The organism is Roseateles toxinivorans, from assembly GCF_004362525.1.
In the GTDB taxonomy this organism is placed as follows: Bacteria; Pseudomonadota; Gammaproteobacteria; order Burkholderiales; family Burkholderiaceae_C; genus Paucibacter; species Paucibacter toxinivorans.
This window is the reverse complement of record NZ_SNXS01000002.1, coordinates 997,790-1,009,985: the sequence shown is the minus strand read 5'-3', so window position 1 is coordinate 1,009,985 and position 12,196 is coordinate 997,790. Positions and strand designations below refer to the sequence as shown.

General features: G+C 67.0%; 10 protein-coding genes. 2 read left to right on the top strand and 8 right to left on the bottom strand.

Annotation, left to right across the window (positions count from 1 at the left end; translation table 11 throughout):
- The first annotated feature begins 89 nt into the window (after positions 1-89).
- Together DES47_RS10370 and DES47_RS10365 are read left to right on the top strand one after the other, a co-directional pair.
- The gene (locus DES47_RS10370) at positions 90-1,046 is read left to right on the top strand and encodes a thiamine pyrophosphate-dependent dehydrogenase E1 component subunit alpha (protein WP_133700575.1); all 957 of its coding nucleotides are present in this window, start codon (positions 90-92) and stop codon (positions 1,044-1,046) included.
- 22 nt (positions 1,047-1,068) lie between these two features.
- Positions 1,069-2,046 carry an alpha-ketoacid dehydrogenase subunit beta gene (locus tag DES47_RS10365; RefSeq protein WP_133700574.1) on the top strand — a complete coding sequence of 326 codons (978 nt, stop codon included), beginning with the start codon at positions 1,069-1,071 and terminating at the stop codon, positions 2,044-2,046.
- Here the strand turns inward: DES47_RS10365 and DES47_RS10360 are convergent.
- The 8 genes from DES47_RS10360 to DES47_RS10325 form a co-directional block, all read right to left on the bottom strand.
- Positions 2,043-2,573, bottom strand: a complete 531-nt coding sequence (locus DES47_RS10360) for a hypothetical protein (RefSeq protein ID WP_133700573.1) — start codon at positions 2,571-2,573, stop codon at positions 2,043-2,045. The genes DES47_RS10365 and DES47_RS10360 overlap by 4 nt on opposite strands.
- Positions 2,574-2,646: 73 nt before the next feature.
- Complete coding sequence (locus tag DES47_RS10355) at positions 2,647-4,320, bottom strand: long-chain-fatty-acid--CoA ligase (protein WP_133700572.1); 1,674 nt, start codon at positions 4,318-4,320, stop codon at positions 2,647-2,649.
- A gap of 105 nt (positions 4,321-4,425) precedes the next feature.
- Positions 4,426-6,408, bottom strand: a complete 1,983-nt coding sequence (locus tag DES47_RS10350; RefSeq protein ID WP_133700571.1) for a sensor histidine kinase — start codon at positions 6,406-6,408, stop codon at positions 4,426-4,428.
- Positions 6,409-6,432: 24 nt separating this feature from the next.
- Positions 6,433-7,857 carry an NAD(P)(+) transhydrogenase (Re/Si-specific) subunit beta gene (locus DES47_RS10345; RefSeq protein ID WP_133700570.1) on the bottom strand — a complete coding sequence of 475 codons (1,425 nt, stop codon included), beginning with the start codon at positions 7,855-7,857 and terminating at the stop codon, positions 6,433-6,435.
- Positions 7,854-8,168 (bottom strand): NAD(P) transhydrogenase subunit alpha part 2, encoded by a 315-nt coding sequence (locus DES47_RS10340; protein ID WP_133700569.1) that lies wholly within the window; start codon positions 8,166-8,168, stop codon positions 7,854-7,856. The genes DES47_RS10345 and DES47_RS10340 overlap by 4 nt, the downstream gene beginning before the upstream one ends.
- Before the next feature lie 75 nt (positions 8,169-8,243).
- Positions 8,244-9,374 carry a Re/Si-specific NAD(P)(+) transhydrogenase subunit alpha gene (locus tag DES47_RS10335; RefSeq protein ID WP_133700568.1) on the bottom strand — a complete coding sequence of 377 codons (1,131 nt, stop codon included), beginning with the start codon at positions 9,372-9,374 and terminating at the stop codon, positions 8,244-8,246.
- A gap of 79 nt (positions 9,375-9,453) precedes the next feature.
- Positions 9,454-10,425 (bottom strand): ribosome biogenesis GTPase YlqF, encoded by a 972-nt coding sequence (gene ylqF / locus DES47_RS10330; RefSeq protein ID WP_133700567.1) that lies wholly within the window; start codon positions 10,423-10,425, stop codon positions 9,454-9,456.
- Positions 10,426-10,520: 95 nt separating this feature from the next.
- Positions 10,521-11,837, bottom strand: coding sequence for an HD-GYP domain-containing protein (locus DES47_RS10325; protein WP_133700566.1), 1,317 nt, complete (start codon positions 11,835-11,837; stop codon positions 10,521-10,523).
- Positions 11,838-12,196: the final 359 nt, after the last annotated feature.

The window sequence follows — 12,196 nt, the reverse complement described above, 5'->3', positions numbered from 1 at the left end:
TGCCCCGGGCCGTGACTCCTTTGGCCGATGCCGGCAGAGGCCCGTTTGCCCAGAATCGAATCACCCCACCTGCCACCCGAAGGACCGCCATGCCCAGCCCCAGCCGCATCTCCATGCTCGAAGCCATGATGCTGATCCGCGCCCATGAGGAGAAGCTCGCCACCATCGCCGGTCAATCGCCCGGCACCTGCACCGCCGTCGGCCAGGAGGCCGCTGCCGTCGGCGCGGTCACGGCCCTGCAGCCGCGGGACCGCATCCTGACCAACCACCGCAGCGCCGGCCATCTGCTGGCCCGCGGCGCCGACCCCGGCCGCCTGATGGCCGAGGTGATGGGCCGCGCCACCGGCTATTGCAAGGGCAAGAGCGGCTCGCTCCATGTCTCGGCGCGGGAGCTCGGCGTGGTGCTCACATCCACCATCGTCGGCGGCGAGCTGTCGCTGGCCACCGGCGTGGCCCTGGCCCAGAAAATGGGCGGCGCCGGCACCGAGCCGGGCGGCATCACCACCGTGTTCTTCGGTGACGGCGCCGCCTGCGAGGGCATCTTCCACGAGTCGCTGAACCTGGCCGTGACCTGGCAGCTGCCGGTACTCTATATCTGCGAGAACAACCAGTGGCAGGCCTTTGTGCGCCGCGACGAAACGATGCCGCATGAGCATGTGCGCCCCTGGGCCGAGGGCCATGGCCTGCCGGCGCTGACGGTCGACGGCAATGATGTCGAGACCGTCCATGCCGCGACCCTGGCCGCCGCCGAACAGGTGCGCCGCACCGGCAAGCCCTACTTCCTCGAGCTCAACACCTACCGCACCCGCGGCCATTTCGAGCCCGACGACCAGTCCTATGTGCCGCCGGCCGAGCTGGCGCGCTGGAAGGCCCGTGACCCGATCGCGCTGCAGCGCGACCGGCTGCTGGCCAGCGGCCAGCTGGGCCATGGCGAATACGCGCACATCGAGCATCGCGTCGCCGCCCTGGTCGAGGCCGCCTTCAGCTATGCCCAGACCTCGCCCTGGCCCGATCTGCGCGAGCTGACCACCGATGTCTACGCCTGAACGCCATCAAGGAGTATCCGAAATGCAAACCATATCTGTAAGCGATGCCATCAGCCAGGCCCTGGTCGAGGAAATGCGCCGCGACCCCCGCGTCATGATGTTCGGCGAGGGCGTGGCCACCAAGCGCGGTGACCTGCTGACCGAATTCGGCCCGCAGCGCGTGCGCAACACACCACTGGCGGAGGGCATCATCGCCGGCACCGCCGCCGGCGCCGCGGCCATGGGCCTGCGCCCTGTGGTCGATCTGCTGTTCGCGCCCTTTCTGTCGCTGGCCATGGACGGCATCATGAACAGCGCCGGCAAGCTTCGCTATCTGTCCGGCGGCCAGTTCGAGTTCCCCATGGTGGTGATGACGATGACCGGCGCCGGCTGGGCCGTCGGCGCCCAGCACAACCACAATCTGGAGGCGATGTTCGTCCACGCCCCCGGGCTGAAGGTGGTGATGCCCAGCAGCGCGGCCGACTTCAAGGGCCTGCTGAAGAGCGCCATCCGCGACAACAACCCGGTCCTGTTCTTCATGGATCTGGCCCTGGCCCATACTCCAGGCCCAGTGCCGGAAGGCGAGCATGTGGTGCCGCTGGGCCAGGCCGCCGTGCTGAAGGCCGGTCATGACGTGACCCTGGTGTCCTATGCCAAGACGGTGGGCAGCTGCCTGCAGGCGGCCGAACAGCTGGCCGCCCAGGGCGTGGACGCCGAGGTGATAGACCTGCGCACGCTGAAGCCGCTGGACGAGGCGACGATTCTGCGTTCGGTGCGCAAGACCGGCCGCCTGGTGGTGGTACATGAGGCGGCGGCGCCCTGCGGCGTGGGCGCCGAGGTGGCGGCCATCGTCAGCGAGAAGGCCTTTGCCGCGCTGAAGGCGCCGATCAGGCGCGTGACCGGGCCCGATGCGCCGGCGGCGGCGTCCTGGGTGCTGGAGCAGGCCGGCGTGCCGCAGGTGGAAGGCCTGGTCAAGGCCGCACTGGGCCTGATGGCCGAGACGGAAGCGCTGGTGGTCTAAGCCCGGATGCCCAAGGCCAGGCGGAGTGGACCGGCTACCTCGGCGCCCTTGTTCTGCTCCACCCGCTCGACCAGGGTCAGCGCCAGGCCCTGCAGCTCGGCCAGGTCGTGGCATTGCTCGACCTCCAGCGCAAACACATAGCCCTTCATCAGGCCCAGCTGCTTGGTGGCCTGGCTGCTCAGGTAGGCGTAGAGCTGCTGGTAGTCCAGCTGCGGAGGATCACCGAAGGCGGCGAGCTGGCGCTCCGACCGGCTGGACGGAGGCACCGCGATGGCCGGCGTGGAGGCAACCGGCACCGCTGCAGCAAGGGCGGGAGCGGCAGCGCCGGCAGCGCCGATCAGACCATGCTCCAGCAAGTAGGCGATGTCGGCCTCGGTCACGCCCTGCACCAGGCCCAGCCACTCACGGGCCGTGCGCGAACCGTCCAGCACCAGCAAGAGATTGCGGGTGCTGCGCGACAAGGCCAGGGCCCGCGCCTTGATCTCGGCGCGACCCGCATCGGTCTTCGTGTAGCACTGGTCAAGCATCGGCGTTCAAATCCTCCGCCGCGACCTTAGCGCAGGCCGGCCCGATCAGGCGGTGGTCACCCGCTGCGCAAACTCAATTCTTGTCGCGTAGTTCACGCCGCAGTATCTTGCCTACCGGCGTCTTGGGCAGTTCGGTGCGGAACTCCACCACCTTGGGCCGTTTGTAACCGGTCAGCGTGGTTTCGCAATAGGCCCTGACCTCGGCCTCGGTCAGCGCCGGATTCTTCTTGACGATCACCACCTTGACGGCCTCGCCGGACTTCTCGTCCAGCACGCCGACGGCGGCGCATTCGAGCACACCCTCCATCTGCGTCAGCACGTCCTCGATCTCGTTCGGATAGACATTGAAGCCGCTGACCAGAATCATGTCCTTCTTGCGGTCGATGATGCGGAAAAAGCCCTGATCGTCCACCGTACCCACGTCACCGGTGCGGAAAAATCCCTCCGGCGTCATCACCTTGGCGGTTTCGTCGGGACGCTGCCAGTAGCCGGCCATGACCTGCGGGCCCTTGATGGCAATCTCGCCCGAATGGCCCGGGGCCACCTCGTGCCCGTCGTCGTCGAGCAGGCACAGCTCGGTGCTGGGCAGCGGCAGGCCGATCGAGCCGGTATAGGCCAGGCTGTCGGTCGGGTTGCAGGTGGCCGAGGGCGAGGTCTCGGACAGGCCATAGCCCTCGCAGATCGGGCAGCCGGTCTTCTCCAGCCACAGCTTGGCCGTGGCCTGCTGCACGGCCATGCCGCCGCCGACCGAGATGATCAGGCCGCTCCAGTCCACCGTGTTGAACAGCGCGTGGTTGGCCATCGCATTGAACAGGGTGTTGACCGCAGGCAGGCTGTGGAAGCGGTGCTTGGACAGCTCCTTGAACAGGGCCGGGATGTCGCGCGGGTTGGGGATCAGCACATTGCAGGAGCCCATGTGCAGGCCCAGCATCATGTTCGTCGTGAAGCCGAAGATGTGATACAGCGGCAACGCCGCGATCGACACCAGCTGCTCGCCGGCCGGCACCTTCTTGAGCGCCGGGCCGTACCAGGCCTCGCTCTGCAGCAGATTGGCGACCAGATTGCGGTGCACCAGCACCGCCCCCTTGCTGACACCGGTGGTGCCGCCGGTGTACTGCAGCACGGCAATGTCTTCCGGGCCCATGGTCGGCGCCTTGTAGGGCAGCTTGGCGCCCCGCGACAGGGCCGCAGCCAGCGTCACCGCCGTGGGCAGCTCGAAGGCCGGCACCAGCTTCTTCACCTGACGCACGACGTAGTTGACGATGTAACGCTTCGGGAAACCCAGCAGATCGCCCATGCCGGTGAGCAGGATGTGCTTGGTCGGCACATGGGGCAGCACCTGCTGCAGGGTGGCGGCAAAGTTCTCCAGGATCACGATCACCTTGGCGCCCGAGTCCTTCAGCTGATGCTCCAGCTCGCGCGGGGTGTACAGCGGATTGACGTTGACCACCACATAGCCGGCGCGCAGGATGGCTGCCACCGCCACCGGGTACTGCGGCACATTGGGCAGCATCACCGCCACACGGTCGCCGCGCTCCAGGCCCAGGCCCTGCAGATAGCCGGCCAGCGCCTGCGACAGCTCGTCCATCTCGCCGAAGCTCATCGCCTTGCCCATCATCTTGTAGGCGGGCCGGTCACGATATTTCTTGAAACCTGAGTCCAGCAAGGCCACCAGCGAGGGATAGAGCTTGGTATCGATCTCCGCCGGCACGCCTGCGGGGTACTGCTTCAGCCAGATTTTCTCCATCAGCACGGTCTCCAATTATTGAGGGGCATTGTGACCAAGGAATGGGGTCACCGAAATCAGGGGATTCGATAGCGGGATTTGGGCGGCAGTCCCTAGGTAAATGGCCTAGGCACGGCTGATACGCGGCGCATCCAGCGGCAGGCGCAGGCGCAGCTCGGTGCCCCGGGGCGGCGCGCCGGGCACAACGGACAGCGATGCCGCCGCGTGCCAGCTCAAGGTGGCGCCCAGCCGCGCTGCACGCTTGCGCATATTGCGCATGCCCTGCCCCGCGCTCGGCTCGGCGGGCATGCCCAGGCCGTTGTCGCTGATCGACAGACGCACGGCAGTGCCATCAGCCTCCAGCTGCGTGCAGAACACCACCTCGGTGGCGCCGGCATGGTGCAGCACATTGTTCAGCGTCTCCTGCACGATGCGCACCAGCTCGCGCCCGCCGGTGCCGGCCAGGCAGGGCAGCAGCGGCGTGTCGGCCAGCTGCCAGCTCAGCGTGAGGCCGGCGGCGGCCAGCCGGGCGCCCAGCCGATGGCGCAGATTGGCCAGCAACTGCGTCAGGTCGCCGTCGCTGACCGACAGCGCATCGACGGTCAGCCGCATCTCGTCGATGCAGTCGTCCAGCAGGGCGGCCAGTTCGCGCTTGTCCAGCCCGCTCTCGGCTCCCAGCTTGGCCATCAGCAGCTGCGAGCCCAGGCCATCGTGCATTTCCTGCAGCAGATGCTCGCGCTCGGCGGCGGCGCTGCGCAATTGTTCGCTGTGCTGCAGCTCGCGAAAGCGCTGCTCAAGTTCCCGTGAGCGCGCTTCAACCTGGCGCTCAAGATCCTGCCGCACACGCTGCTGCTCGCGCAGCGAGGCCACAAAGCGCTGCTGAAGCGTCAGGCCGGCCAGCAGCACCAGGGCCGCATGGCCGACCATATTCACGTCCACCACCAGGAACAGCTTGTTCATGATCAGCGCGAAGAAGCTCACATAGACCCAGGCCCACAACGACAGCCCCACCGCCAGGGCCGCCGCCGCCGCAACCAGCCGCCCGCTGCGCAGCGCCGCCAGCAGCATCAGCCCGGCCGCCGCGACCAGCAGCGTCAGGCGGCTGCCCAGCGCCCACCAGGGCCAGGGTCGGCTGAAGTCGAGCCAGGTCTGCCCGGTCAGCGCGGCCCAGGCATCTATGGGCAGGCCGATGGCGGCCACGCCCAGGGCCAGCATCACCGGCCAGCGTGCAGGCCAGGCGGTCAGCCGTGCCACCAGCACCAGCAGGGCCACCTTGGACAGCAGATCGCCCACGTCCAGCACCATGCGCCACCAGGGCGAAGGCAGGGGCGCGGCGGCCAACAGATAGGGTGACAGAAGCAGGGCCACCGACAGGCAGAAAAAGCCCCCCAGGCCGTACACCCACTCCTGGCGCAGGGCCAGCCACACCAGCAGCAGGAAGATGCCTATCACCAGGCCGGCCAGGGCAGTGGCGGCGCGCAGCGACTGGCGCACGTCGCGCGAGGAATGAAAGCGCTGCATCTGAGCGGCGGGGCCCAGCAGGACGGCCGAGAGCTTGGTGCCCTCGAAGCCGGGCTCGGCCAGCCGCACATAGATGGCATGCGGACCGGCGTCCAGCATGTCGGGCGCGATATTGATCAGCACCGGCTGGCGGCCCAGGCCCAGACTGCGCTGCAGCCGGTTGCTGGCGTCATCGGGATGCGAGCGGGTGACCAGGTACTGGTCCAGATACACCATCGCCTCGGGCCGGTGCTGCAGGCTCAGCAGATAGGGCTCGCGCGCCGGCTCGCTGAGCTCGAAGGGCAGGCGGTACCAACTGGCCGCGGTGGGGCTGCCGTCGGCCTGAGTCTCGGGCACCGCGTCGGGCAGCGTGACTGCCTGTGCCGGCCGTGCCGGGGGCAGCACCGCACCGAACGGAGGCAACTCACCCGTATCAAAGATGCGGTCGGCCAGCACCAACCGCAGCACCTGCGGCGGCGTGACCATGTTGTAGTACTGCGAAACCTCATGCACCACCGCCATCAACAGCAGCGGCAGCAACAGCAGCAGCAGCGCCAGGGCGATACGCCGCAGGCCTCTGGGTCGGGCGGGCTTGACTGCAGCCTCCACCTTGCGGGCCCCGGCGGCTGCGGCTTACTCGATCGCCTTGACCATGTCCTCGACCACCTTCTTGGCGTCGCCGAACACCATCATGGTCTTGTCCATATAGAACAGCTCGTTGTCCAGGCCCGCATAGCCGGCGGCCATCGAGCGCTTGTTGACGATGATGGTCTTGGCCTTGTAGGCCTCGAGGATCGGCATGCCATAGATGGCGCTGCCCTTCTGTAGCGCGGCCGGATTCACCACGTCGTTGGCGCCCAGGATGATGGCCACGTCGACCTGGCCGAACTCGCCGTTGATGTCCTCCATCTCGAACACCTGGTCGTAGGGCACCTCGGCCTCGGCCAGCAGCACGTTCATGTGGCCCGGCATGCGGCCGGCCACCGGATGGATGGCGTACTTGACGGTGATGCCCTTGTGCGTGAGCTTCTCGGCCAGTTCCTTGACCGCATGCTGGGCGCGGGCCACGGCCAGGCCATAGCCGGGCACGATCACCACCGTCTCGGCATTGCCGAGGATGAAGGCCGCATCGTCGGCACTGCCGCTCTTCACCGGGCGCTGCTCCTTGGCCCCGGCCGCCGGGCCGCCGGCATCACCGCCAAAGCCTCCCAGGATGACGTTGAAGAAGGAGCGGTTCATCGCCTTGCACATGATGTACGAAAGGATGGCGCCCGAGCTGCCGACCAGCGAGCCGGCAATGATCAGCATCGAATTGTTCAGCGAGAAGCCGATGCCCGCCGCCGCCCAGCCCGAGTAGCTGTTCAGCATGGAGACCACCACCGGCATGTCGGCGCCGCCGATCGGAATGATCAGCAGCACGCCCAGCAGAAAGCCCAGCGCGATGATGATGCCGAAGTCCATCCAGCTCTGTGAGTGCCAGAAGCCGAAGCAGAAGAAGGCCGCCGCCAGACCCAGGGCCAGGTTCAGCTTGTGCTGGCCGGCGAAGGTCACCGGTGCGCCCTGGAACAATCTGAACTTGTACTTGCCGCTGAGCTTGCCGAAGGCGATCACCGAGCCGCTGAAAGTGACCGCGCCGATGAAGGCGCCCAGCGCCAGCTCGATGCGGTTGCCGCCCGGAATCGGCCCGCCCTTGGAAGTGATGCCAAAGGCATGGGGCTCGACCACGGCGGTGGCTGCGATGAAAACGGCGGCCAGACCGATCATGCTGTGCATGAAGGCCACCAGCTCCGGCATCTTGGTCATCTCGACCTTGTTGGCCATATAGGCGCCCATGCCGCCACCAATGACCAGGCCCACCAGCACATAGCTGAGGCCGAACAGCTCGCCATGGGCCAGCTTGACGATCAACGCAACGGTGGTCAGCGCCGCCACCGTCATGCCCAGCATGCCGAAGAAATTGCCGCGTATCGAGGTGGTCGGGTGCGACAGGCCCTTCAGCGCCTGGATGAAGCAGACGCTGGCGAACAGATACAGCAGGGTGACGAGATCGAAACTCATTGCTTGCCCTCCACGGTCTTCTTGTCCTTTTTCTTGAACATCTCCAGCATGCGCCGCGTCACCAGAAAGCCGCCGAAGACATTGACTGCGGCCAGCGCCACGGCCAGCGTGCCCATGGCCTTGCCCAGGTCGGTCTCGGTAAGGGCCGCGGCCAGCATGGCGCCGACGATGACGATGGCCGAGATCGCGTTGGTCACTGCCATCAGCGGCGTGTGCAGAGCCGGGGTGACATTCCAGACCACGTGGTAGCCGACATAGATGGCCAGCACGAAGATGATCAGGTTGGTGACGGTGGGTGAAACGATGTCCATGGAGTTCTCCTTCTTTTCGAGTTCGTAGCCCGGATGAAATCCGGGATCGGCCCCGGATTCCATCCGGGCTACGACCTATTTGCGTTTGATCTCGCCGGCCTGTGTCATCAGGCAGGCGGCGACGATGTCGTCGTCCATAGGCACGGTGAAGCCGCCGTCTTTGGGCAGCACCAGCTTCAGGAAGTCCAGCACATTGCGGGCATAGAGCGCCGAGGCATCAGCGGCCACAAGGCCGGCCAGATTGGTCTCGCCGATGATGGTCACGCCATGCGCAACCACCGTCTGGTCGGCCACGCTCAGCGGGCAGTTGCCGCCCACGCCGTTGGCACCCTTGCCGGCGGCGATGTCGACGATCACCGAGCCCGGCTTCATCGCCTTGACCATCTCCTCGGTCACCAGCACCGGCGCGGCGCGGCCTGGAATCAGCGCGGTGGAGATCACCACATCGGCGGCGGCCACGCGCTTGGCGACCTCGACCTTCTGACGGTCCAGCCAGCTCTGCGGCATCGGCTTGGCATAGCCGCCCACGCCCTCGGCCGCTTCCTTCTCCTCGGCGGTCTCGTAGGGCACATCGATGAACTTGGCGCCCAGCGACTCGACCTGCTCCTTGACCGAGGGCCGCACATCCGAGGCCTCGATCACGGCGCCCAGGCGCTTGGCCGTGGCGATCGCCTGCAGGCCGGCCACGCCGACGCCCAGGATCACGACGCGGGCGGCCTTCACCGTGCCGGCCGCCGTCATCAGCATCGGGAAGAAGCGCTGGTATTTGTCGGCGGCCATCATCACCGCCTTGTAGCCGGCGATATTGGCCTGGCTGGACAGCACGTCCATGCTCTGCGCCCGTGTGGTACGCGGGGCGGCTTCAAGAGCGAAGCTGGTCAGGCCGGCCGCGGCCAGGCGCTGCAGGCCCTCACGGTCAAAGGGGTTGAGCATGCCGACCAGATTGGCGCCCGCCTTCATCAGGGTCAGCTCTTGCTCCGACGGGCTGCGCACCTTGAGCACCAGTTCGGCACCCAGGGCCCCGGCCTGATCCGTGATCTCGGCCCCGGCGGCCACATAGGCCTCGTCGGTGACGCTGGCCGCCAGACCCGCGCCCGCGGCCACCTTGAGCGTGTGGCCCTGGGCCTTCAGCTTCTTGGCCGTCTCGGGGGTCACGGCCACGCGTGTCTCCCCCTGGGCGGTCTCTTTAGGGACTCCGATCAACATGCTGGCTCCTCGGGCTCGTTATAGCTTGACTGACCCGGAGCTTACACAAAGATCGTGAGGGCGCGCTTGAGGCCAGACCCTACGCTTTGTTCTTGGCCCGCGCGTCGGTCTTGACCTTCTTCGGCGGCTTGACCTTGATCAGCCCCTGGTCCTGCAGCGACTGCTTCTTGGCCTTGCGCTCGGCGTCCAGCTTGTGGCCCTCGGCATGCCAGGCGGCGAACTCCTCTGGTGTCTCAAGGCTGATGGCGCCCAGCACACCGTGGCGAAAATCGTGAATCACGATCTCGGCCGCCTTTTGCAGATTGGCACGGCCCCTGCCCAGCAACGGCGCACGCTTGCGCGCCACCGCCTCCAGCACCTGCTCGTCGCTCTGGCCCTCGACCACGTCCAGCTGGTAGCGTGCCTGCAGCGCCGCCCCGTAGTTGGGGATCAGGTAGTGCAGCAGCTCCAGCGCCACCTCTTCCTCGTCGAAGGCATTGCGCCCGATGGCGCCGCTGGCAGCCAGGTTGTAGCCGCTCTTGGCGACAATGATCTTGGGCCACAGCACCCCCGGGGTGTCGTAGAGCACGAAGTCGGGCGCCAGATTGATGCGCTGCTCGGCCTTGGTGACACCTGCTTCGTCGCCGGTCTTGGCGGCGCGCTTGCCGGTCAAGGTGTTGATCAGAGTCGATTTGCCGACGTTGGGAATGCCGCAGACCAGCACCCGCATCGGCTTGGTCAGCCCGCCGCGCAGCGGCGCCAGCTCCTGGCAGGCCTTGATCAGGGCCTTGGCCGGCGCGGTGACGCTGGCGTCCAGGCTGATCGCCCGGGTGTTGGGCCTGGCGTTGTAGTGGGCCAGCCACAGCGCGGTGCGCGCCACATCGGCCAGATCCTGCTTGTTCAACACCTTCAGGGCCGGTTTGGCCTTGGTCAGCTCGGCCAGCAGCGGATTGGCGCTGGAACCCGGCAGCCGCGCATCGAGCATTTCCAGCACCACATCGATGTCCTTGATGCGCTCGGCAATGGCCTGACGGGTCAGGTGCATGTGGCCGGGGAACCATTGAATCGACATCGGGGGCTGCTTTCTGCGTTGAGACGGGGGCCCATTGTCCACGCAATGCGGGCGGCCGCCCTCGCGCGCCCGCCCCAAACTCGACTGGGCCGTGATCAGACGGGGGCGTCGCCCAAGCCCTCGGTCAGCCGCTGCACCATTTCCAGCATCACCGCACGGTCGTCAGCGCCCATCAGGCCACCGCGCAGCAGGGCCTCGCGCTCCAGCTCGCGCAAGCGCCATTCGAGCTCGCTGAGCACCAGCATCACCTCCAGATGCATGCCGGGCTCGCGGACGGCGGCCAGCTGACGCAACAGCACCACAGGCTCGGCAATGTCCAGGCCGGCGCTGCTGAAGGCACGCTGGATGCGCAAGAGGCGCTGCGCGCCGCTTTGCAGCTGCTGGCCCAGCTCGGGCCCGGCCTCGGCGATGTGGGCGTCAATCCAGCCGCGCAGGGCGCCGAAGCGCGCCAACAGCGTGGCCAGCCGCTCCAGCCGGGGCACGGCCAGCTCCAGCGGCGCCGGGGCCTCGCGGGCCTGCTGCATGCCGGGGCTGGCGCCGGCCGAGGCCGCCACCCATTCGAGCAACTCGCTGCTGAACTCGCCGGGTATCAGCTTGGTGGCCACGCTGGCGCGCTCCAGCGGCGACAGCCCCGACTCGATCAGCGCCATCAGCCACTCGGCGACGCCAAGAATCTGGCCATCCAGGCTCAGACGCTCGGCCGCTATGCCATACGGATAGCCAAAGCCGTCCAGCCGCTCATGGTGCATCAGCACCGCCTCGGCCACGGCCGGGCCGGCGCCCAGCATCTTGTGCAGCACGCGATGGCCCACCACAGGGTGCAGCACGATGTGCTTCCAGCCCTCCGGGCTCAGCGTTTCTTCGCGGCGCAGATACACAGGGTCGATGTACAGCTCGCCGACATCATGGACCAGGCCTGCCAGGGCCAGCATGCGCTGGTGATCGACCTGGCCCGGCAGCAGGTGGCGGGCCAGCGCCATCGCGATCAGCGAAACGCCGACCGTGTGCCTGAGCCGGTCGCCCTGATACTCGGAATACACCGTCAGCAACGACTGCACCGGCAGACTGAGGCGCAGCTTGGCCAGCGACTGCGGCAGCCCCTGCTGGGCCAGCTTAGGCGTGCACAGCGCGGCCAGCAGCGCATGCTGGCCCATCAATTCCTCGGCGATGGGGCCGAACCGGGCCGGCACCACCCCGTCCACCACCTGCACGCAGTCCTCCAGCGGCTTGCTCAGCTTGTGCTGCAGCAGGCGGTCGCGCACATCGGCGTTGATTCGGGCGCCCTTGGCGAGCAGCTTCATGCCGTTGCCGGCCATGATGTCCTCGCTGGCCTCCACCTCATACTGCCGGCCGGTGGCCACGACATGATCCAGATAGTGGGGGTTGACGCTGTTGTCTGCCGCTTCGCTCATTTTCCGAGGTAGCCAATCAATTGTCAGCGACCTCACAGGCCGCCCGCGCTACCGGGCAGCGACGGTCCGGGCGCTGAATGAACAAGGTTTTCATACTAATCCTGCGTGCACCGGTGTTGTGCGATCAGCGCGCCGACGCGTTGATTTTCATCAAGCTGACCGCAGCGGGTGCAGCCTCATGAACAGGCCAGGTGCCAAGTATTGCCAGCTGCGCTGTCGCCAATGTGACGGGACCCCACAGATTTCGAGGACAAGGGCTGCAGACCGTGGGTTTAATTGCCTTCGTACATCAATCCGCCCGTTTCGCTGCCGATATGAAGGCACACGGGGCGTCCACCTCAGGATCCTCAGGGCTCACG

Bases quoted from the DNA above. Each gene is read 5' to 3' on its own strand.
- DES47_RS10370 (WP_133700575.1), top strand. From the start codon at position 90: ATGCCCAGCCCCAGCCGCATCTCCATGCTCGAAGCCATGATGCTGATC.
- DES47_RS10365 (WP_133700574.1), top strand. From the start codon at position 1,069: ATGCAAACCATATCTGTAAGCGATGCCATCAGCCAGGCCCTGGTCGAG.
- DES47_RS10360 (WP_133700573.1), bottom strand. From the start codon at position 2,573: ATGCTTGACCAGTGCTACACGAAGACCGATGCGGGTCGCGCCGAGATC.
- DES47_RS10355 (WP_133700572.1), bottom strand. From the start codon at position 4,320: ATGGAGAAAATCTGGCTGAAGCAGTACCCCGCAGGCGTGCCGGCGGAG.
- DES47_RS10345 (WP_133700570.1), bottom strand. From the start codon at position 7,857: ATGAGTTTCGATCTCGTCACCCTGCTGTATCTGTTCGCCAGCGTCTGC.
- DES47_RS10340 (WP_133700569.1), bottom strand. From the start codon at position 8,168: ATGGACATCGTTTCACCCACCGTCACCAACCTGATCATCTTCGTGCTG.
- DES47_RS10335 (WP_133700568.1), bottom strand. From the start codon at position 9,374: ATGTTGATCGGAGTCCCTAAAGAGACCGCCCAGGGGGAGACACGCGTG.
- ylqF (WP_133700567.1), bottom strand. From the start codon at position 10,425: ATGTCGATTCAATGGTTCCCCGGCCACATGCACCTGACCCGTCAGGCC.
- DES47_RS10325 (WP_133700566.1), bottom strand. From the start codon at position 11,837: ATGAGCGAAGCGGCAGACAACAGCGTCAACCCCCACTATCTGGATCAT.